Here is a 21,185-nt window from a genome sequence, read left to right as displayed (position 1 = left end):
GGCTCTTGCGTTCCGGGGCGGAGCGGCTGGTGCGGATCAGTTGTACAGAAGCCGTGGCAGCCAGGTGGCGATGCCGGGGAAGGCGAACATGATCGCGATCGCCAGGATCTGCAGGATTACATAGGGGAAGACGCCGCGGTAGATCATCGAGGTCGCAACCTCGCCCGGGGCGACGCCGCGCAGGTAAAACAGGGCGAAGCCGAAAGGCGGCGTCAGGAAGCTGGTCTGCAGGTTCACGCCGACCAGCACCCCCAGCCAGACCGGATCGACGTCCAGGGCCAGCAGAATCGGCGCGGTGATCGGGATGACGATGAAGATGATCTCGAACGTGTCGAGGATGAAGCCAAGCAGGAACATGATCGCCATCACCATCGCCACGGCGGTGAGCGTGCCACCGGGCAGGCCGGTCAGAAATTCGTGCACCAGGTTGTCGCCACCCATCAGGCGAAAGACAATCGAAAACACCGATGCGCCGAACAGGATGATGAACACCATGCAGGTGATGGTCGCCGTCGCCACGACCGTTTCGCGCAGCACGGTGAAGGACAGCCGCAGGCGCAGCGCGGCTAGCAGCATCGCGCCGACGGCGCCGACCGAGGCCGCCTCGGTGGGCGTTGCGATGCCGCCGAGGATCGAGCCGAGGACGGCCAGCACGAGCAGTAGCGGCGGCAGCAGTGCCACCAGCACTTCGCGGCCGAGCGCGCCGCGGTCTTCCTCGGCCACGGGCATCGCCGGGCAGGAGGCGGGCTCTATGACAGCCTTGATGGCGACCCAACCCATATACAGGCTGACCAGCAGCAGGCCGGGCAGCAGCGCGCCCGCGAACAGGTCGCCGACGGAAACGGGAACCGGGGCGAAATTGCCCTTGGCCATCTGCACCTGGGCGTTGATGCCCGACAGCATGTCGCCCATGAAGATCAGCACCGTGGACGGTGGGATGATCTGGCCCAGTGTGCCGGAGGCGCAGATCACCCCGCTTGCCAGCTTGGGGTCGTAGCCGGCGCGCAGCATGGCGGGCAGCGAGATCAGGCCCATCGTGACCACCGTCGCGCCGACCACTCCGGTTGAGGCCGCCAGCATGGCGCCCACCAGTACCACTGACATGGCAAGCCCGCCGCGCAGATTGCCGAACAGCTTGCCCATGGTCAAAAGCAGTTGCTCGGCGATCTTGGAGCGTTCCAGCATCACGCCCATGAAGATGAACAGCGGTACCGCCACGAGGACCTCGTTGGTCATGTAGCCGATATAGCGGTTGGTCAGGCTGCCGAGATTGGACGGGTCGAAGACGCCGAACCACATTCCCGTCAGGCCGAAAAGAAGCGACACCCCGGCCAGGGTAAAAGCGACCGGGAAGCCGAGCAGCAGAAAGCCGATAATGCCGACGAACATCAGCCCCGAAAGGAGCTCGCCGAGAAAAACGGGGTCCATCATCCGCTGACCTCCGGCACGGACGCGCCGGCGTTTTCGTATCGCAGATACGCGGGCAGCAGATGCTCGTTGCCGGTCAGGACCAGGACGGAGCGCAGCCCCATGGCGATGCCCTGCAGGGCGATGAGGACGGCGAAGCCGAGGATGAACGTTTTCAGCACGAACAATCCCGGCATGCCACCGACATTGGCCGAGGCCTCACCCAGCCGCCACGCACGCGCCACGAAGGTCCAGCCATAGGCGAAGACGACATAGGCGAAGGGCAACAGGAAAAGCACGACCCCGATCAGGTCGACGGTCGCCTTGGCCCGCCGTCCCGCCGGCCGGTAGAAGATGTCGACGCGCACATGGTCGTTGCGCAGCAGCGCGAAGCCGGCCACGGCGGTGAACATGGCGCCGTTCAGCCAGATATAGAGATCCTGCATCCACACATAGCTGACCGCGAAGACGTAGCGCTGCACCACCACGGTGAAGCAGACCAGGACGATGGCCAGGGAAAGCCAGGAAAAGACGTTGCCGATGAAGCGGTTGAAGGCGCTGATGGCGCGTACGACGAGAGCGATGGCCTGCACCGGCTATGTCTCCGATGCACCATGAGGAGTTGGCGCTGCGGCCGACGCTGTCATGTGATCTCCCGTTTCCCCCTCGAACCGTCCGGCACGTGCCAGGCGGCTTTTCGTTGGCCGAGGATTTTGTCCAGCCGGCGGTTTTTGCTTAGCAGCTTTGTCCGGGTGGCAAAAGTAACAGCAAGCGAAAAATACGCCTCCACAACGCCTGGTGGCGGGCCGGCGTTTTGGTTGCCGGACAAACGGGTCAGTCGCCCTGCGGGATTTGCAGCCCGGCCGCATCGTGCTCGCCACTTCGCGAGCGTGGCAAAGTCCGTGCCGAAAGCGTCGAAAACATAGCGGATTATCTGCGTTGCCTTGGCAGAAAGGTGGATATCCGAACGCTGGACACACTTCTTCGAGCGTGTATTGTCGATGGCTGAAACCGTTGAGTGGCCCTCTTGGCCCGAGGCGGATTTCGATAGATCCACGAATGGGAGGACATAGAATGGATCGTCGTTCATTTATCAAGAAGGCAGGCGTTGCCGGCGCGGGCGCCGCGGCGGCAACCACGCTGGCCGCACCCGCGATCGCGCAGTCAATGCCGAAAGTCACCTGGCGCTGCACCTCTTCGTTCCCCAAGGCGCTCGACACGATCTACGGCGCGGCCGAGACGATGGCGAAATTCGTCAATGAGGCCACGGACGGCAATTTCCAGGTTCAGGTCTTCGCGGGCGGCGAAATCGTGCCCGGCCTTCAGGCGGCCGACGCGGCCTCGGCCGGAACGGTCGAGCTGGCGCATACCGCGTCCTATTATTACTGGGGCAAGGATCCGACCTACGCGCTCGGCACCGCGATTCCGTTCGGCCTCAACTATCGCCAGCAGAACGCCTGGTTCTACTATGGCGATGGCAACACGTTGATGAACGAGTTCTATGCCACGCAAGGCCTCTACGGCATGCCGTGCGGCAATACCGGTGCGCAGATGGGTGGCTGGTTCCGCAAGGAAATCAACACCGTGGCCGATATGCAGGGTCTGAAGATGCGCATCGGCGGCATGGGCGGCAAGATCATCGAGAAGGTCGGTGTGGTGCCGCAGCAGATCGCCGGCGGCGACATCTATCCGGCGCTGGAAAAGGGCACGATCGACGCTACCGAGTGGGTCGGACCCTATGACGACGAGAAGCTCGGCTTCAACAAGGTGGCCCAGTATTATTACTATCCGGGCTGGTGGGAAGGTGGGCCGGTTCTGCACACGCTCGCCAATCTGGAAAAGTGGAACGAGCTGCCGAAAGCGTACAAGGCCATCCTGGAAACAGCGTGCCGCGCGGCCAATGCCGACATGATGGCCAATTACGACTACAAGAACCCGGCCGCGCTCAAGCGGCTCGTCCAGGGCGGCGCGCAGTTGCGTCCCTTCAGCCAGGAGATTCTCGAGGCCTGCTACAACGCGGCTCTGGAGACCTATGAAGAGATCAACGCCCAGAACGCCACCTTCAAGAAGGTCTACGACAACCAGCTGGCGTTCAAGAAGGATGCGTATCTGTGGGCTCAGCTCACAGAATACAATTTCGACACCTTCATGATGATCCAGCAGCGCGCCGGTAAGCTCTGACGCACGGACCGTTCCCGGTCCAGAACACGAGACCCCGGGGCAATGGCCCCGGGGTTTTCTTATGGCGATCCGCACGAAAGCTGCGGCCGCGCGAAAAGAACGGACTTTCCGCCTATTCGATCTTCGGTGGCTGGCTGAGATCCGTTGCCGGGTCCGGCTTCGGCGGCGTGCCCTCGGGCTGCAGGTTGAGCGGCGGCAGGCCAAACGGCGCGGGTTGTTCGCCGCCGCCGCCGTTGTCGGGCATGCCAAGCGGCGGCAGGCCGAACGGGGCGGGCTGGTCGCCGTCGCCGCCATTCGCCGGCGGTGGGCCGAGCGGAGGCAGCTTGATCTCGACATCGCCGCCGCCGACCCCCGGCGCCGACTTATAGTGCGTGACGAGTTGCGGGAACGAGATCACGATCAGGATCATGATGAACTGGATCACGATATAGGGCAGGGCGCCCTTGTAGATCTCGAAGGTCTTGATTCCAGGCAGGACCCGGCCCGATACGGTGTCGGTCCAGTCGCGCATCGGCGCGATCGAGCGCAGGTAGAACAGCGAGAAACCGAAGGGCGGCGTCAGGAACGAGGTCTGCAGGTTGATGCCCAGGATGACGCCGAACCAGATCAGGTCGATCCCGAGGGCTTCGGCCGCCGGCGCGAGCAGCGGCACGGCGATAAAGGCGATCTCGAAGAAATCGAGAAAGCAGCCCAGGATGAAAATGATGATGGTGACGAAGATGAGAAAGCCGTATTCGCCGCCGGGCAGGGACAACAGCAGTTCCTCGATCCAGATATTGCCGTTGATGCCGTAGAAGGTCAGGCCGAACACGCGCGCGCCGATTAGGATGAACATGACGAAGGCGGCGAGCTTGGTGGTCGAATCGAGTGCCTGCTTGAGGACGGTGAGGCTGAGCCGCCCTTTCGCCAGCGCCAGGACCAGCGCCCCGGTCGCGCCCATCGCGCCGCCCTCGGTGGGTGTGGCGATGCCGAGGAAGATCGTACCCAGAACGAGGAAGATCAGCGCCAGCGGCGGGATCAGCACGATCACCACCTGTTCGGCCAGGCGCGACAAGATGCCGAGCTTGAACTGACGGTTGATCAGGCTGAACAGATAGGCGGCAAGCGTGGCCACGGTCGCCGCCCAGACCAGGCGCACCTCGTAGCGCATGTCGGCGAAAATCGTGTTGTAGGTGATCATGTAGATTGCCACCGCTGCAACGAGTATGGCGACCAGCGAGGTCACGCCGCCACCCAGCGTGCGTGCCTCCGGGGGCAGAGCCGGCACCCATTCCGGCCGGAACAGGCTGAGGATCAGCACGTAGAGACAATAGAAGGCGACGATGATCAATGCCGGCAACAAGGCGCCGACATACATGTCGCCGACCGAGCGGCCGAGCTGGTCTGCCATGACGATCAGCACCAGAGAGGGCGGCACGATCTGCGCCAGCGTGCCGGAGGCGGCGATCGTTCCGGTCGCCACGCTTTTGTTGTAGCCGTAGCGCATCATGATCGGCAGCGAGATCAGCCCCATCGCGATCACCGAGGCTGCGACAACGCCGGTTGTGGCGGCCAGAAGCGCGCCGACGAGCACCGCGGCGAAGGCGAGGCCGCCGCGCACCGGACCGAACAGTTGACCGATCGTCTCCAACAGGTCCTCGGCCATGCGCGAGCGTTCGAGGATCAGTCCCATGAAGGTGAAGAACGGCACCGCCAAGAGCGTATCGTTGTACATGATGCCGTAGACCCGTTCGGGATGGGACTGCAGCAGGGGCCAGAACAATCGGATTTCGCCCGAGACCGCCGACATCTCCACGCCGATGGCAAAAAAGAACAGCCCGCCGGCGGCGAGCGTGAAGGCGACCGGATAGCCGATCAGCAGCATGGCCATCACGCACACGAACATGATGGGCGCGAGATTGTGGGCGACGAAGTCAATCACGGGCCTTCGTCTCCATTTCGATCGCAGCTTCTGCCGCCGGCGGCAGATCGTGCGAGGGGGTGGGATCGTCGATGTCGCCGCGAATGACGGCGATGCGCTTGACGATCTCCGACAGCGCCTGCGCTGTCAGGAGAATAAACCCGGCCAGAACCATCATTTTGGCTGGCCAGATCACCAGGCCGCCGGCATTGGCCGAGATCTCGCCGCTGCGATAGGACAGCCAGAACCAGGGCCAGCACAACCACACCATCAGCGTCACGAAAGGCAGCAGGAAGGTGATGTGGCAGATCAGATCGACCCAGTCGCGGGTGCGCTTGGACAGCCGGTTGGACACGATGTCGATGCGTACATGCTCGTTGCGCTGCAGCGTGTAGGCGGCGGCGAGCATGAACACCGTGCCGTAAAGATACCACTGCAGTTCCAGCCATGCATTGGACGAAATGTCGAACGCCTTGCGGATGCTGGCATTGCCGGCGCTGATCAAGACAGCGATGAGGATGAGCCAAGACACCTGGCGGCCGACAAACTCGTTGATCCTGTCGACAAGTCGTGAGAGCGCGAGCAGAGGCGCCATGCACTTCCTCCCGTTACAAGCGTCCGCCGGGCGGACGTTTCCCCTTGAGTCGAGCGGTGGCCATTGTTGGCTCTTATGTCTATGGCCGCCCGGCTTGCCGCCGGAAACGCGCCGGCGGATATGGCCGTGATTATCAGCTTTGACCGGTCAATCAAAGACGATTGGTGTTCAAACCTCCTCCGCAATTCGCATTAGGTATTCCTACCTTGTGGCGGTCTCGACGCCGCTTCGCGGCCGGCCGGCGCACGGCGGAAAGCGAAAAATGCGCCAACGGCCCGCGTACGGTCACGATCTTCCGTCAGCGCGTCCGCAGCGGTAGCGATGTTGCGCGATGCCGGATTTCGCGAAATTTGTTTGACGCGGCGGCTCTGGAATTGAACACTCCGCGGGGAAGCGGTGGTTCGCGCGGCAGCGGGCATCGCGGAGGAACCGATGACCCTTCACGACGTATCGCTCGACGACAAATACGACCTCGCCAAACAGCGAATCTATATTTCCGGCGCGCAGGCGATCATCCGCATGCTTTTGATGCAGCGCGAGCGCGACCGGCTGGCCGGCCTCGACACGGCCGGATTCGTCTCCGGTTATCGCGGCTCGCCGCTCGGCGGGCTCGACCAGCAATTATGGCGGGCGAAGGCCGAGCTCGAGCAATCCAGCATCGTCTTTCAGCCGGGCCTCAACGAGGAACTGGCCGCGACGGCGTGCTGGGGCGCGCAGCAGACCGAACTGCTGGGCGAAGGCAGGCACGACGGCGTATTTTCGCTCTGGTACGGCAAGGGGCCGGGAGTCGACCGCTCCGGCGACGTGTTCCGGCACGCCAATCTCGCCGGCTCGTCCAGGCATGGCGGCGTGCTGGCCCTGATGGGCGACGACCACACGGCCGAGTCCTCCACCAACGCGCACGCCACCGAATTTCTGTTCGTCGACACGATGATCCCAATCTTCAATCCGGCCGGGGTCCAGGAACTGGTCGATTACGGGCTCTACGGCTTCGCGCTGTCGCGTTTCGCCGGCACCTGGTCGGCGATGAAATGCGTGAAGGACAACATCGAATCGACCGGGTCCGTCGATGTCGCGCTCGACCGGCTGAACGTCGTCCTGCCCGAGTTCGACATGCCGCCGGGCGGGCTCAACATCCGCCACGAACTCGACCAGATGGGGCAGGAAGCCCGCCTGCACGAATACAAGCGGGCTGCGGCTGCGGCCTTCATCCGTGTCAACAACCTCAATAAGATCGTCTATTCGGGCGGCCGGACCCCCAAGGTCGGCATCATCACCGTCGGCAAGAGCTATCTCGACGTCCGTCAGGCGCTGGAGGACATCGGCATCGACGAGGCCGGGGCCAATCGTATCGGCCTGCGGCTGTTCAAGGTCGCCTGCCCGTGGCCGCTCGACCTCGAGCACATACGCGATTTCGCGCGTGGCCTGGAGATGATCATCGTCGTGGAGGAGAAGCGTTCGCTGATCGAGGTTCAGGTGCGCGAGGATCTCTATGGAACCGCCATGCAGCCGGTGGTCGTCGGCAAGAAGGACGAGCGCGGCGACTGGCTGTTTCCCGCCAAGGGGGCGCTCGATCCCAACGACATCGCAATCGCCATCGGCGAGCGGATCCTGAAAGTGATCGGGCCGTCTGAGGAAATCGCGGCCCGGGTCAACAGGCTCAAGCAGTTCCAGGCCATGCTGGCCGAAACGACCGACGTGGCAAGCCGCACGCCCTATTTCTGCTCCGGGTGTCCGCACAACTCCTCCACTAAGGTGCCGGACGGGTCGATCGCCGGCGCCGGAATCGGCTGCCATTTCATGGCGCTTTGGATGGATCGCAACACGGTTGGCTTCACGGCGATGGGCGGGGAGGGCGCGCAATGGGTCGGCCAGGCGCCGTTCTCAAAACGCGAGCATATCTTCCAGAATCTTGGCGACGGCACCTATAATCATTCCGGATCGCTGGCGATGCGCTTTGCGATCGCCTCAGGCGCCAACATCACCTACAAGATCCTCTACAACGACGCCGTCGCCATGACCGGCGGGCAGCCGCACGAAGGCTCTCTCAGCGTGGAGATGATCGCCAACCAGATGCGGGCCGAAGGGGTGGCGCGCATCGCGATCGTCACTGACGAGCCCGACAAATATGCCGGCGCGGTGCGCTTTCCTGGCGGAGCGACGATCCATCATCGCGACGATCTCGACCAGGTGCAGCGCGAGTTGCGCGAGGTGAAGGGCGTGTCGGTGCTGCTTTACGACCAGACCTGCGCGGCGGAAAAGCGGCGCCGGCGCAAGCGCGGCACCTATCCCGATCCCGACAGGCGCGTCATCATCAACGAACTGGTGTGCGAGGGCTGCGGCGATTGCGGCGTCCAGTCCAATTGTGTGTCGATCCAGCCGGTCGAGACCGAATATGGCCGCAAGCGGCGCATCGACCAGTCGAGCTGCAACAAGGATTTTTCCTGTGTCAACGGGTTTTGCCCGTCTTTCGTGACGGTGCACGGGGCAAAGATCCGCAAATCGCGCGGCATTGCCGGTTCGGCCGATCCGCTGGAGGGCGTGCCCGCGCCCGCGCTGTCGCCGCTCTCCGGCGGCTGGTCGGGGATCATCGACGGTATCGGCGGCACCGGCGTCGTGACTGTCGGCGCGGTTCTCGGCATGGCCGCGCATCTGGAAGGGCGCGGCTGCGGCCTGATCGACATGGCGGGCCTGGCCCAGAAGGGCGGGGCGGTGTTTACCCATGTGCGCATCGCCGAGACGCCCGAGGCGGTCCACGCCATCCGGGTCTCGGCGGGCAAGGCAAACATGGTGCTGGGCTGTGACCTGGTTGTCTCGGGCTCCAAGAAGGTGCTGTCCGCCGTGCGCGAGAACGAGACCGTGTTCATCGCCAACACGGCCGAGATCATGCCGGGCGACTTTGCCCGCTCGCCGGGATTTTCGCTGCCGGCCGAGAGGCTGAAAAAGGCGATCCGGGCGGCCGCGGGCGAAGACAAGGCCCATTTCTTCGACGCCACACGCGCGGCCGCGGCGCTGTTCGGCAACTCGCTCGGGGCCAATATGTTCATGCTCGGTATGGCCTATCAGCATGGCGGGCTGCCGGTCTCGGCCGAGGCGATCGAGCAGGCGATCGCGCTGAACGGTCAGGCGGTGGCCATGAATGTTGATGCGTTCCGCTGGGGTCGCCGTGCCGCGCACGAACCGGGTTTTGTGCGCGACCTGATCGAACGGGCCGGCGCCTCCGCGAGTGCCGAAAGCCCGGCCGACACGCTGGAGGAGATCGTCTTGCGCCGTACGGCGTTTCTCACCGCCTACCAGAGCGCGGCCTATGGCGAGCGCTACCGCGCCAGGGTCGCGGCGGTGCAGGCCAAGGAGGCCGAAGCGGTTCCCGGCTCGAGCGCGGTCACCGAGGCTGTAGCGCGCAACCTGTTCAAGCTGATGGCGATCAAGGACGAATACGAGGTCGCCCGACTTTATACGGACGGGTCGTTCGCCAGGCAGCTCTCGGCCGAGTTCGAAAGCTACGACCGGCTCGAATTCCATCTCGCGCCACCGATCATGGGCAGAAAGGGCGCCGACGGCCGGCCGAAAAAGACCACATTCGGTCCCTGGATGATGCGGGCGATGCGGCTGCTGGCGGCGATGAAGGGACTGCGCGGCACAAGGCTCGACCCGTTCGGTTACTCACAGGAACGGCGCATGGAACGTCGTCTTCTGGCAGAATACGAGGCCGATCTCGACATGGTGATGTCCGGTCTGACACCCGAGCGCGCCGATGCCGCGGCGGCCCTCGCCAGCCTTCCGCAACTCATCAAGGGTTACGGTCACGTCAAGGACGCCAATGCGCGCAAGGCGGCGGAGGAACGGCGGCGGCTGGTCGCCCGTTTCGAGACCGGCGATGCGACCGAGACGCTGGAAGCGGCGGAGTAGCGGACGCGTCACCGACATCGTCGTGCAGGCCGCACAATCCCGCGACCTCAGGGGCCACTACAACTATTGAAGGCGCACCGGGTTGATTGCGCGGGAAGCGTTTTATTAACAGGACCATGCCATAGTCCACGAACCTGAGCGGACCATGGCATGGACAGGATCAAGAAACGCGACATCCCGGTTGATATCTACATTCCGTTCGTGGAAACCCTTTTCCGCGACGGGTTGACGCTGTCGATCGGTCTCGTCGCCCAGACCCTGCTTGTCGTCCTGTGCTACTGGAAGACCAAGGATCCGCTCTATCTCCTTGTCGCTGTCGCCATGGTGATGGTCGGCATATTGCGGTTGCGCAATATCCGCAAATACAGCAACCGTCCGCCGCCCGCGACCGGCGCCGAAGCCAAGGCGCGCGAGAGAGACTATATCGTGTTCGGGTCCATGCATGGCTTCATGCTGGGCTTTTTCTGTTTTGTGGGCATCTATCTCGCCCACGACAGTTTCGCCGAAATCGCCTCGGTGGCGGTGACCCTGGCCTCCGCGACGTCGATCGCCGGACGCAATTACGGATCACCGCGCATGGTGATGATCTTCATCATGACCATGACATGGCCGATCTCGATCGGCTTCATCCTGCGCGGCGACATCTATCATATCATCCTGGGCTGTATGGCGTTTCCCTTCTTCTTCGCCATTCGTCGTTTTGCGGACATGGTGCGCGAGGTGCTGTTTTCGGCGCTTTCGGAAGAAAAGAAGGCCAACCGGCTCGCACAGCGCTTCAACCGCGCGCTCAACACCATGTCGCACGGCCTGGTGATGCTGGGCCCCGACAGCCGCGTCGTCGTGGCCAATGCCGAGGCCGCGCAGTTGATGTCGGTGGCCACGCCCGACCATCTCGTTGGACGTTCTCTCAAGTCGCTGCTGCTGCGTGGCGCGGCGGGCGGCCTGATCTCCTACAAGGATTGCGGTTTCGTCGAGGGCCAGCTCACCCGCGCCCTGCGCGAGGGTCGCGACCGAAAACTGCTGGTCAGCCTTTCCGACGGGCGCCATCTGGAGTTTTCGGCGCGCGAGGGTCATGACGAACTCGGCGTGATCACGTTCGAGGATGTGACACAGCGGGTCCATGCGGACGAGAAGATCCGCCACATGGCCCGGTACGACACGCTGACGGGACTGCCCAACCGCGCCTATTTCCAGGAGATCGTCGCCGAGCAGATGGCCGGTGGCGACCGCGAACGCAATTGCGCACTGGCCGTGTTCGACATGGACGATTTCAAGACGGTCAACGACACGCTTGGCCATCCAGTCGGCGACGGTCTGATCTACGCGATTGCCGAAAAGCTCGGCTGTTTCGCCGATGAGGACGTCAAGGTCAGCCGGTTTGGCGGCGACGAATTCGTGATCTATTTCGACCGCGTTCACGACGAGCTTCATCTGGGCCAGATTCTCGACGGGATTTTCGAGGGGCTTGCCGACGAGGTCGACGTGGCCGGACACCTGCTGCGGGTACAGATGAGCGCGGGGGCCGTGCTGTTGCCGGTCGCATTCGGCGATGTTGACGGGATGATTGTGAAGGCCGATCTCGCGCTTTATCGCGCCAAGGAGGCCGGCAAGAACGGCTGGCAACTCTTCGAGACGTCGATGGACGCCGCGTTCCGCGAAAAACAGATGCTGAAATCGGATCTGCGCAACGCGGTCGAAGCGAACGCGCTGCGCGTCGTTTACCAGCCGATCGTGGGCATGGAATCCATGCGCATCGAAAGCTGCGAGGCGCTGTGCCGCTGGCAGCATCCCGAACTCGGCGCGGTTTCACCGGGTGTTTTCATTCCGCTGGCCGAAGAGATGGGCATCATCTCCGACATCAGCATGCAGGTCTTGAAGGCTGCTTGCCGCGAATGCGCCAAATGGCCGGAGCCGATCGGCGTCTCGGTCAATTTGTCGGCACGCGATTTCCGTGATGCCGACATCATCGCCACCGTTGCCAACGCGCTCGCCGAGAGCGGCCTGGCGCCGGAACGGCTGGAAATCGAAGTCACCGAAACGGCGATCCTCGACGACAAACTGTCGACGCGGAAATATCTGCAGGAGATCCGCAATCTCGGGGTGCGAATTGCGCTCGACGATTTTGGCACCGGCTATTCCAGCCTGAGCTATCTCCACACGCTGCCGCTCGACAAGGTCAAGATCGACCGCAGCTTTCTCAAGGACGTCACCGAGGACGACCGGTCGCGCGAATTGTTGAAGGGCGTCGTTCATCTGTCGCGCCAGGTCGGGCTCAAGGTCACCATGGAGGGCGTGGAAACCTTCGATCAGCTCCGGCTTCTGTCGCAGGAGGTCAAGCCCGACCTGCTGCAGGGTTTTTTGTTCGGCGCGGCGCTTTCGGCCTCCGGCATCGAGACCATGTCGAACACGGTGTGGCCCTTCGCCGAAGACCTGCGCACGGTGCAAGTCGCGGCGCGATAGGCAGCCGCGGACGGGCGCCGTGTCTCGACATGGCGTTCAACCCCGGCGGACCTTCTTCATCCCAAAAATGGTCATTCTCACGGCTGACGCTGCGTCATGGCGTGATCGCGCCATAGGCGCTCCCCCCGTTAACGTTAACGCTAAGTAAACGCCGACATGAGAAGTTTCAGCTTTACTTGAACGGCGCATGGGCTACCGTCGAGTGTACGAGGTACGGGGAATTGACTGACATGAATGCGAATCCGGCACTACCGGGCGCTGCGCTGCGCCCGGGAGCTGCGACAAGTCATTCGGAAATTTCGGCCTTCTCCAGGAATGTTCTGGCGGTACTCGATCGCACGGAATACCGGCGCGTGGAGGGCGGTGAGGATCTGGAGGACATCTACAGGCTGCGTTACAAATCCTACCGAGCCGCCGATATGGTGTCGGAGATTGCCGATCAGACCGTCCACGATTCGCTCGACGGCCTCGACAATTGTTACCGGTTCGGCGTCTACATCGATGGCAATCTGGTTTCGACCATCCGCATTCATCATGTAAACAAGGCGCACCCGGTGTCCCCGTCGGTCACGGTTTACGGCGATATACTGAAGCCACGGATTCGCGCCGGCGACACCTTCATCGATCCGAGCCGTTTTGCCGCCGACCCGGAGTGGTCGCAGATCTATCCGCAAATTCCCTATCTGACGCTGCGCATCGCCGGCATGGCCTGTTTCCATTTCAACGCGCCGTATTGCCTGTCGACCATCCAGGAAGATCACACCGGCTTCTATCGGCGCATCTACATGTCGGAACAGATCGGCGGGCTGCGCGACTATCCGGGCCTCAACTACCCGGTGGTGCTGTACCAGGCCAACGTGCACGCCATAGAGGAGCGCTCCTTCGTCCGGTTTCCGTTCTTCAGGTCGACCCGTATGGAGCAGCGACTGTTGTTCGACCGGCCGGTCACAGGCGCGCGCGCACCGCTGACCGTGTTGCCGACCGCGGGACGTTCGGAACGCGCCGCCTGACCTTCTGCTTACTTGTCTTGCGCCGCGCGCGCGTCCATAACGGCACCGTCGCACGGTAGTCCGGAAAGACATGGGCACGAAGGAAGACATCGTCGGCACCGCGATCTGGGCTGAAGAACTCACCGCCGAGGAACTCGATCGCGCACGCCGCGGCACCATCGAAAAGACCTTCGCGAAGGGCAGCTACATCTGCCATCGTGGCGACAGGCTCGACTACTGGACCGGGGTCATCGACGGATTGGCCAAGATATCGGCCGTGTCGAGCGACGGCAAGGCGATGACTTTTGCCGGCGCGACCTCGGGAAGCTGGTTCGGCGAGGGTTCGGTGCTGAAGGGCGAGCCGCGCCAGTACGATCTCGTCGTGCTGCGCGACACCCGCCTGGCGATGATGCATCGCGCGACGTTCATGTGGCTCTACGACAACAGCCGCGGCTTCAGCCGTTTCCTGGTTCGCCAACTCAACGAACGCATGGGCCAGTTCATCGCCACGATCGAATATGACCGCATTCTCAGCCCGCGCGCCCGCGTCGCCCGCAACCTGTCCTGGTTCTTCAATCCGGTGCTTTACCCGACGGGCAAGGACGCCATCGAGATTTCCCAGGAGGAACTCGGCCTGCTTGCCGGCGTGTCGCGGGCGGTCGCCAATCGCGCCTTGCAGGATCTGGAGGAAGAGGGGCTGCTCCAGTGCGAGCACGGCCGCATCCGGGTGCTCAAGCTGGAAAGGCTGAAACGCTACGAGCCCTGATCGGCGCGCGCGACCGCATAGCGGCAAGACAATTCAAATCGTGAAAGCTGGGAAACCAGAGACTCGGCAAGCCTACCAGACCATCGCTGGTCTTGTCTGTCAATCGCGAAATTGAATGTCTGCCGTCCTTCATGTGATTGTACTTTTAACGCGCTGACCACGGACCGGATGCATAAAAGCCGGCCGGGTTAGCCGAACGGACGAGATGGGTGAACTTGCGCGCTGGGCCAAGCCGCGCGATAAATGTGGACCAACCGCAGAAACAAGGCGGGGTTCGGGAGGATAATGGGAAATGGTTGCTGCGGCCGACGCCGACAGGACACTCGATACGTTTCCGAAGTACTTGCTGCTGAACGCCGATCGGTACGGCAATCGCCCGGCCATGCGGCACAAGGATTACGGCATCTGGCAAAGCTGGACCTGGACGCAGCAGCTAGCCGAAGTGCGCGCCTTCGCTCTGGGTCTGGAGACATTGGGCCTGGCGCGCGGGGACAAGGTAGCCGTGGTCGGGGCGAACCGGCCGCGGCTCTATTGGTCGTTTGCCGCGATCCAGTCGCTCGGCGGCGTGCCGGTGCCGGTCTACGCCGATTCGGTCGCCGAGGAGATGGCCTATGTGCTCGACCACGCGGAGGTGAAGTTCGCCGTCGCGCAGGATCAGGAACAGGTCGACAAGCTGCTTTCGGTTTCCGACAGTGTGCCGAGCCTCAAACACATCGTCTATGACGAGTCGCGCGGACTGCGCGACTACGATCATACCCATCTGCACTCCTTTGATGAACTGCGCGAAACGGGACTTGCCGCGGTTTCGGCATCGCCCGACGCTCTGAAACGCTGGGAGGCGTCGGTAGCGGCCGGCACGGGCGGCGATCTTGGCATCATCCTCTACACGTCCGGTACAACCGGCCGCCCGAAGGGCGTGATGCTATCCAACGATAATCTGGTGAAGTCGGCCCTGCACGGCAACGCCTTCGACAATCTCGGCGTCGACGAGACGACGATCGCCTATCTGCCGCTGGCCTGGGTCGGCGATCATGTCTTTTCCTATTCGCAGTCCTACACCGCCGGTTATTGCGTGAGTTGTCCGGAAAGCCCGGAAACCGTGACGGAGGACCGCCGGGAAATCGCGCCGACCTATTTCTTTGCGCCGCCCCGTGTCTTCGAAGGCCTGCTGACGGCGATCATGGTGCGTATGGAAGATGCCGGACCGCTGAAAAAACGCATGTTCGACTATTTCATCGCCCATGCGCGCAAGGTCGGCGAGCCGATCCTCAACGGCGAAAGCGTCGGGTTCTGGGACCGGGTGAAATACGGGCTCGGCGATCTGATGGTCTTCGGGCCGTTGAAGAACAGGATGGGCCTGTCGCGCATGCGGGTCGGCTACACGGCCGGCGAGGCGATCGGGCCGGAACTGTTCCGCTTCTACCGCGCCCTCGGGCTGAACCTGAAGCAACTCTACGGCCAGACGGAGGCCTGCGTCTACATCACCGCGCAGCCGGACGGCAAGATCAGGGCCGATACGGTCGGGCTGCCGTCGCCGGGCGTGGATGTGAAGATCGCGGACAATGGCGAGGTGCTGTATCGCTCCGACGGCGTCTTCATCGGTTACTACAAGAACGAGAAGGCGACCCGCGCGACCAAGACGGAAGACGGCTGGGTGCATACGGGCGATGCCGGGCTGTTCGACGCCGAGGGCCATCTCAAGATCATCGACCGGGCCAAGGATGTCGGCAAGCTGCGCTCGGGCGCGCTGTTTGCGCCGAAATATATCGAGAACAAGCTGAAATTCTATCCGGACGTCAAAGAGGTCGTGGCATTCGGCGATGGTCGCGACTTTTGCGCCGTGTTCATCAATATCGACCTGGAATCGGTCGGAAGCTGGGCCGAGCGCAACAACGTCTCCTATGGCTCCTATCAGGAATTGGCCGGCCATCCCGACGTCTACAAGACCATGGCCGCCCATGTCGACGCGGTGAACCGCTCGCTGGCGGAAGAGGAACTGATGGCGGCCTCGCAGATCCGCCGCTTTCTGGTCCTGCACAAGGAACTCGACGCCGATGACGGCGAACTGACGCGTACGCAGAAAGTGCGGCGATCGTTCATCTCCGAGCGCTACGGCGAGTTGATCGAGGCGCTCTACGATGGCACGAGCGAAAAACGCGTCGAGACCGAGGTGACCTTCGAGGACGGCCGCAAAGGCAGTCTCAAGGCTCTGGTGCGGATCGTCGACGCACACGTCTACGGCCTCGACCCCAAGCCGATGAGAGAGGCCGCCGAATGAACCGGGCCGTCAATCCACGGGACCTGAACGTTCACCACGACGACGGCGTCGCCAAGGGCGACGTGTTGCTTGAGGTCAAGGACGTGTCGCTGCGCTTCGGCGGGGTCAAGGCGATCACCAAAATCTCCTTCGATGTCCGCAAGGGGGAAATCCGCGCCATTATCGGTCCGAACGGCGCCGGCAAGACCTCGATGCTGAACGTCATCAACGGCTTCTACACGCCGCAGGAAGGCACGATCACCTTTCGCGGCGTCGAGCGTCGCGCCATGCGCACCACGGACGCGGCCCGGCAGGGGATCGCGCGCACGTTCCAGAACATCGCGCTGTTCAAGGGCATGACAACGCTCGACAACATCATGACGGGCCGCATCACGCTGCAAAAGAGCAACATTTTCGCCCAGGCGATCTGGCGCGGACCGGCGCTGCGCGAGGAACTCGAGCACCGCCATCGCGTGGAGGAGATCATCGACTTCCTCGAGATCCAGCACATCCGCAAGGTGCCGGTCGGGCGTCTGCCCTACGGCCTGCAAAAGCGGGTGGAACTGGGCCGGGCGCTGGCGGCCGAGCCGGCGCTGCTTCTGCTCGACGAGCCGATGGCCGGCATGAATCTGGAGGAGAAGGAGGATATGAGCCGCTTCATCCTCGATGTGAACAGCCAGTTCGGCACCACGATCGCGCTGATCGAGCACGATATGGGCGTTGTCATGGACATTTCCGACCGGGTCGTCGTCCTCGATTACGGTCGCAAGATCGGCGACGGGTCGCCTGACGAGGTGTCGAAGAACCAGGACGTGATCGACGCCTATCTCGGCGTTCCGCACGAATAACGGCTCCAGGAGAACGCTGTCACATGAGCCCGGCCTTCCTGTATTTTCTCGAAACGGTCCTGAACGGGCTGATGACCGGCGTTATGTACTCGCTGGTCGCGCTCGGTTTCGTGCTGATCTTCAAGGCGTCGGGCATCTTCAATTTCGCGCAGGGCGTGATGGCGCTGTTTGCGGCGCTGACGCTGGTCGGGCTGCAGACCGGACAGGTGCCGTTCTCGCATCTGATCAATGCGATCTTCGGGACCGAATTCCATCATTTCGGCTGGACCCTGCCTGCCTTCGTGGCGGTCGTCGGCACGCTCGTGGTGATGGTCGCCTTCGCCTATCTGTTTGAGAAGCTGGTGCTCAAGCACCTCGTCAACCAGGAACCGATCATCCTGTTCATGGCCACGATCGGCCTGGCCTATTTCCTTGAAGGGTTCGGCGATCTGATGTGGGGCGCCGACATCAAGGCGCTCGACATCGGCATCCCTTCGGGCGGTTCGTTCTGGCTCGAGGACGTGACCCGGGAATGGGCGACCGAAGGGTCCGACTATTTCGGCATGTATATCGACAAGCTCGATGTGGTTGCCGCGCTGGTGGCGGTGGCGCTGGTGCTGGTGCTGACGCTGTTTTCGCAATACACGGCCACCGGCCGGGCGCTGCGAGCGGTTGCCGACGATCACCAGGCCGCCATGTCGGTCGGTATCTCGCTGCGCAATATCTGGGTGATCGTGTGGTCGATCGCCGGTTTCGTCGCGCTGGTCGCCGGAATCATGTGGGGCGCGAAATCCGGCGTCCAGTTCTCGTTGTCGCTGATTGCGCTCAAGGCGCTGCCGGTGCTCATTCTCGGTGGCTTCACCTCCATTCCCGGCGCGATCGTCGGCGGCCTGATCATCGGGGTCGGCGAAAAACTGGCCGAGCTCTATGTCGGCCCGTTCGTCGGCGGGGCGATCGAAAACTGGTTCGCCTATGTCGTCGCCCTCGTCTTCCTTCTGTTCAGGCCGCAGGGCCTGTTCGGCGAAAAGATCATCGAGAGGGTTTGATGGCACACAGGAGCAGGCCCGGCGTGTTCGTGATCGATTGCCAGACGGATGATCTGTCGGAGGCGGCGGCGTTCTGGAGCACGGCGCTCGGCGAACGGGTGGTCGTCGACGATGACGGCAAATATGCCCGTGTCGGAGATTATGACCGCTCGCCGCGCCTGTTGCTGCAGGCCGTCGACCACGCGCCCCGCATTCATATGGATATCGAGACAGACGACCGCGAGGCCGAGGCCGACAGGCTGGAGGCCGCCGGCGCGCACCGGATCGAGACGCGCGAACGGTGGATCATCATGCAAGCGCCGAGCGGACATCGCTTTTGCCTGGTCGGGCCGCAGGGCGACGATTTCGCCGAGGGCACCAAGATGTGGGGAGACGCCTGATGCTCTATCGCGAAGCCGGCGATTTCAAAACCACCTATGTCGCCGACATGCAGACCTTTCCGATTCGCGGCGAACGCATCCTGTTCTGGCTGTTCGTGGCGTTCTGCTTCGGTGTCGTGCCGTTCCTCATCACCGGTTATTGGGAAAAATCGATCCTCGTGCCGTTCCTGGTGTGGTCGATGATCGCGCTCGGGCTCAATATCCTGACCGGCTATTGCGGGCAGGTCTCGCTGGGAACGGGCGGCTTCATGGCTGTCGGCGCCTTCGCCTGCTACAAGCTGACGACCGCCTTTCCCGAACTCAACATCGTGCTGGTGATCATCCTGTCCGGTGCGGTCACGGCCGGGGTGGGCATGTTGTTCGGGCTGCCTTCCTTGCGCATCAAGGGTTTTTACCTGGCCGTCGCCACGCTCGCGGCACAGTTTTTCCTGGTGTGGTGCTTCAACAAGTTCGGCTGGTTCTACAACTACTCCGCCTCGGGCCAGATCAGCATGCCGACGCGTACGCTGTTCGGTGTGGCGGTGACCGGTCCCGACGCGCCGCCATGGGCGACCTACCTGGTCTCGCTGACCTTCGTCTTCGTGTTCGCCTGGGTGGCGCGCAATCTCACGCGCGGCCGGCTCGGACGCAGCTGGATGGCGATGCGCGACATGGATATCGCCGCGCAGATCATGGGCATCTCGCCCTTCAACGCCAAGCTGTCGGCCTTCGCCATCTCCTCCTTTTATGTCGGCATGGGCGGGGCAATGTTCTTCGCCATCTATCTGGGCGCGGCCGAAGTGACCGAGGCGTTCGGCATCGACAAATCTTTCGACGCGCTGTTCATGATCATCATCGGCGGACTCGGCTCGATCCTGGGGTCCTTCCTGGGCGCGGCCTTCATCGTTGTGTTTCCGGTGTTCCTGAAAAACGTGATGGTCGGCGGGCTCGGATGGTCGACGGATCTGGCCGCTCATATCGAGATCATGACCGTCGGGGCGCTGATTATCTTTTTCCTGATCGTCGAGCCGCACGGTCTGGCCCAGATCTGGCGCCTGACAAAAGAAAAACTCAGGCTTTGGCCATTCCCATACTAGCGCGATACAATAATACCAACCGGCCAAACCAGGCCGGGACCAAGAAAGAAAGTCTCACTATGGGAGGATTTCAAATGAGACTAAAAACGTTTCTTACGACTGTTGCACTCGCCATGGCGGTGGGAGCAGGACCGGCGATGGCCGATCTGGTCTTTCCCTCGCTGAGCTATCGCACCGGCCCCTATGCGCCGAACGGTATTCCGTTTGCCGACGGCTATGCCGACTATCTGACGCTGCTCAACGAACGCGACGGCGGTATCGAGGGCGAGACGATCCGCATGATCGAATGCGAGACCGGCTACAATACCGAAAAGGGTGTGGAATGTTATGAATCGACCAAGGGCGAGGGCTCGCTGGTCTATCAGCCGCTGTCGACCGGCATCACCTACCAGTTGATCCCCAAGGCCACGGCCGACAAGATCCCGGTCCATTCGATGGGATACGGGCGGACCTCGGCGGCCAACGGCGCCGTGTTCCCCTATATTTTCAACTATCCCGGCACCTATTGGGACGCCGCTTCCATCATCGTCAAGCACATCATGAACGAGGAAGGCGGCGATATCTCGGGCAAGAAGATCTCGCTCGTCTACCATAATTCCGCCTACGGCAAGGAGCCGATCCGCACACTCGAGGAACTGTCGAAGAAGCACGGTTTCGAGCTGTCGCTCTATCCGGTCGACCATCCCGGGCAGGAACAGAAGGCCACCTGGCTGCAGATTCGCCGCGACCGCCCGGACTATGTCACCATGTGGGGCTGGGGCGTGATGAACCAGGTCGCGATCCAGGAAGCAGCGAATATCCGCTTCCCGATGGATCATTTCATCGGCGTGTGGTGGTCCGGTTCCGAAAACGACGTGCTGCCGGCCGGCGCCGGCGCCGACGGCTACAAGGCGGTCACGTTCCACGGCGTGGGGACGGACTTCCCGTTGTTCGAGGACATCAAGAAACACGTCACCGACGCGGGCAAGGCGGCCGGCGACGGCAGCCATGTCGGCGAGGTTCTCTACAATCGCGGCCTCTACGCGGCGATGCTCGCCACCGAGGCGGCGCGCACGGCCATGAAGATGCACGACACCAAGGACCTCACGGCGGACATGGTGCGCGACGGCATGGAAGCGCTCAAGGTCGACGAGGCGCGCATGACGGAGCTGGGCCTGCCGGGCTTCGCTCCCGAAATCGCCGTCACCTGCGCCAATCATGGCGGACCCGGCCTGGGCGCCATCCAGCAATGGGACGCGGAGGCCAAGAGCTGGTCGCTGGTCACCGACTTCATGGGGGCTGACCGCGAGGTGGTCGATGCCCTGATCAAGGAGGATTCAGAGGCCTACGCCAAGGAAAACAACATCACGCCGCGCGACTGCGGCAGCTGATCTTGACTCCTGCATCGCCCCG

At 62.7% G+C, this 21,185-nt stretch carries 16 protein-coding genes; 11 read left to right on the top strand and 5 right to left on the bottom strand.

All coding sequences use genetic code 11. The features are described from left to right. Positions 1–36: 36 nt before the first annotated feature. From ACT2B0_RS15545 to ACT2B0_RS15535, 3 genes are read right to left on the bottom strand one after another with little or no spacing between them, the layout of a single operon-like run. Complete coding sequence (locus tag ACT2B0_RS15545) at positions 37–1,428, bottom strand: TRAP transporter large permease (RefSeq protein ID WP_473466021.1); 1,392 nt, start codon at positions 1,426–1,428, stop codon at positions 37–39. Then, a complete protein-coding gene (locus ACT2B0_RS15540) occupies positions 1,428–2,000 on the bottom strand; it encodes a TRAP transporter small permease subunit (RefSeq protein WP_473458983.1) in 573 nt (190 codons plus the stop codon). Before ACT2B0_RS15540 ends, ACT2B0_RS15545 begins: the two co-directional genes overlap by 1 nt. Positions 2,001–2,050: 50 nt before the next feature. Further along, positions 2,051–2,497 carry a hypothetical protein gene (locus tag ACT2B0_RS15535; RefSeq protein ID WP_473458981.1) on the bottom strand — a complete coding sequence of 149 codons (447 nt, stop codon included), beginning with the start codon at positions 2,495–2,497 and terminating at the stop codon, positions 2,051–2,053. Between ACT2B0_RS15535 and ACT2B0_RS15530 the strand changes: the two genes are divergently transcribed. Beyond that, complete coding sequence (locus ACT2B0_RS15530; RefSeq protein WP_473458979.1) at positions 2,482–3,588, top strand: TRAP transporter substrate-binding protein; 1,107 nt, start codon at positions 2,482–2,484, stop codon at positions 3,586–3,588. The two genes, ACT2B0_RS15535 and ACT2B0_RS15530, sit on opposite strands and share 16 nt — an antisense overlap. 112 nt (positions 3,589–3,700) lie before the next feature. On the opposite strand, the gene ACT2B0_RS15525 is transcribed toward ACT2B0_RS15530, so the two are convergent. Both ACT2B0_RS15525 and ACT2B0_RS15520 read right to left on the bottom strand, forming a co-directional pair. After that, positions 3,701–5,509, bottom strand: coding sequence for a TRAP transporter large permease subunit (locus ACT2B0_RS15525; protein WP_473458977.1), 1,809 nt, complete (start codon positions 5,507–5,509; stop codon positions 3,701–3,703). Then, a complete protein-coding gene (locus tag ACT2B0_RS15520) occupies positions 5,502–6,083 on the bottom strand; it encodes a TRAP transporter small permease subunit (protein ID WP_473458975.1) in 582 nt (193 codons plus the stop codon). Before ACT2B0_RS15520 ends, ACT2B0_RS15525 begins: the two co-directional genes overlap by 8 nt. A 432-nt stretch (positions 6,084–6,515) precedes the next feature. Here ACT2B0_RS15520 and ACT2B0_RS15515 point away from each other — a divergent pair, with 432 nt between their 5' ends. The 10 genes from ACT2B0_RS15515 (at position 6,516) to ACT2B0_RS15470 (ending at position 21,163) form a co-directional block, all read left to right on the top strand. Beyond that, positions 6,516–9,992 (top strand): indolepyruvate ferredoxin oxidoreductase family protein, encoded by a 3,477-nt coding sequence (locus ACT2B0_RS15515; RefSeq protein ID WP_481658411.1) that lies wholly within the window; start codon positions 6,516–6,518, stop codon positions 9,990–9,992. Between the two features lie 150 nt (positions 9,993–10,142). Next, positions 10,143–12,452 carry a putative bifunctional diguanylate cyclase/phosphodiesterase gene (locus ACT2B0_RS15510; RefSeq protein ID WP_473458973.1) on the top strand — a complete coding sequence of 770 codons (2,310 nt, stop codon included), beginning with the start codon at positions 10,143–10,145 and terminating at the stop codon, positions 12,450–12,452. 353 nt (positions 12,453–12,805) lie between these two features. Beyond that, on the top strand, positions 12,806–13,462 hold the full coding sequence (locus ACT2B0_RS15505) for an N-acyl amino acid synthase FeeM domain-containing protein (protein ID WP_473458971.1): 657 nt from the start codon (positions 12,806–12,808) through the stop codon (positions 13,460–13,462). A gap of 70 nt (positions 13,463–13,532) precedes the next feature. After that, on the top strand, positions 13,533–14,207 hold the full coding sequence (locus tag ACT2B0_RS15500; protein ID WP_348506566.1) for a Crp/Fnr family transcriptional regulator: 675 nt from the start codon (positions 13,533–13,535) through the stop codon (positions 14,205–14,207). A gap of 292 nt (positions 14,208–14,499) precedes the next feature. Beyond that, positions 14,500–16,485: an AMP-dependent synthetase/ligase gene (locus ACT2B0_RS15495; RefSeq protein ID WP_473458969.1), complete on the top strand. Its 1,986-nt coding sequence runs from the start codon at positions 14,500–14,502 to the stop codon at positions 16,483–16,485. Next, on the top strand, positions 16,482–17,312 hold the full coding sequence (locus ACT2B0_RS15490; protein WP_473458967.1) for an ABC transporter ATP-binding protein: 831 nt from the start codon (positions 16,482–16,484) through the stop codon (positions 17,310–17,312). The genes ACT2B0_RS15495 and ACT2B0_RS15490 overlap by 4 nt, the downstream gene beginning before the upstream one ends. A gap of 23 nt (positions 17,313–17,335) precedes the next feature. Further along, entirely contained in the window at positions 17,336–18,337 is a 1,002-nt protein-coding gene (locus tag ACT2B0_RS15485) for a branched-chain amino acid ABC transporter permease (protein ID WP_473458965.1), read from the top strand. Further along, positions 18,337–18,717 carry a VOC family protein gene (locus ACT2B0_RS15480; RefSeq protein WP_473458963.1) on the top strand — a complete coding sequence of 127 codons (381 nt, stop codon included), beginning with the start codon at positions 18,337–18,339 and terminating at the stop codon, positions 18,715–18,717. The genes ACT2B0_RS15485 and ACT2B0_RS15480 overlap by 1 nt, the downstream gene beginning before the upstream one ends. Continuing rightward, entirely contained in the window at positions 18,717–19,793 is a 1,077-nt protein-coding gene (locus tag ACT2B0_RS15475) for a branched-chain amino acid ABC transporter permease (RefSeq protein WP_473458961.1), read from the top strand. Before ACT2B0_RS15480 ends, ACT2B0_RS15475 begins: the two co-directional genes overlap by 1 nt. Positions 19,794–19,867: 74 nt before the next feature. Beyond that, the gene (locus ACT2B0_RS15470) at positions 19,868–21,163 is read left to right on the top strand and encodes an ABC transporter substrate-binding protein (RefSeq protein WP_473458959.1); all 1,296 of its coding nucleotides are present in this window, start codon (positions 19,868–19,870) and stop codon (positions 21,161–21,163) included. The last annotated feature ends 22 nt before the right edge of the window (positions 21,164–21,185 follow it).

The sequence above is a fragment of the Nitratireductor sp. J20-h4 genome, from assembly GCF_056780505.1.
The sequence above is the reverse complement of the archived record's forward strand: the minus strand, read 5'-3'. Positions and strand labels throughout refer to the sequence as shown.

Coding starts and splice junctions, on each gene's coding strand:
- ACT2B0_RS15490 (WP_473458967.1), top strand. CDS start 16,482: ATGAACCGGGCCGTCAATCCACGGGACCTGAACGTTCACCACGACGAC.
- ACT2B0_RS15495 (WP_473458969.1), top strand. CDS start 14,500: ATGGTTGCTGCGGCCGACGCCGACAGGACACTCGATACGTTTCCGAAG.
- ACT2B0_RS15545 (WP_473466021.1), bottom strand. CDS start 1,428: ATGGACCCCGTTTTTCTCGGCGAGCTCCTTTCGGGGCTGATGTTCGTC.
- ACT2B0_RS15535 (WP_473458981.1), bottom strand. CDS start 2,497: ATGAACGACGATCCATTCTATGTCCTCCCATTCGTGGATCTATCGAAA.
- ACT2B0_RS15530 (WP_473458979.1), top strand. CDS start 2,482: ATGGATCGTCGTTCATTTATCAAGAAGGCAGGCGTTGCCGGCGCGGGC.
- ACT2B0_RS15475 (WP_473458961.1), top strand. CDS start 18,717: ATGCTCTATCGCGAAGCCGGCGATTTCAAAACCACCTATGTCGCCGAC.
- ACT2B0_RS15515 (WP_481658411.1), top strand. CDS start 6,516: ATGACCCTTCACGACGTATCGCTCGACGACAAATACGACCTCGCCAAA.
- ACT2B0_RS15470 (WP_473458959.1), top strand. CDS start 19,868: ATGAGACTAAAAACGTTTCTTACGACTGTTGCACTCGCCATGGCGGTG.
- ACT2B0_RS15510 (WP_473458973.1), top strand. CDS start 10,143: ATGGACAGGATCAAGAAACGCGACATCCCGGTTGATATCTACATTCCG.
- ACT2B0_RS15520 (WP_473458975.1), bottom strand. CDS start 6,083: ATGGCGCCTCTGCTCGCGCTCTCACGACTTGTCGACAGGATCAACGAG.
- ACT2B0_RS15500 (WP_348506566.1), top strand. CDS start 13,533: ATGGGCACGAAGGAAGACATCGTCGGCACCGCGATCTGGGCTGAAGAA.
- ACT2B0_RS15485 (WP_473458965.1), top strand. CDS start 17,336: ATGAGCCCGGCCTTCCTGTATTTTCTCGAAACGGTCCTGAACGGGCTG.
- ACT2B0_RS15480 (WP_473458963.1), top strand. CDS start 18,337: ATGGCACACAGGAGCAGGCCCGGCGTGTTCGTGATCGATTGCCAGACG.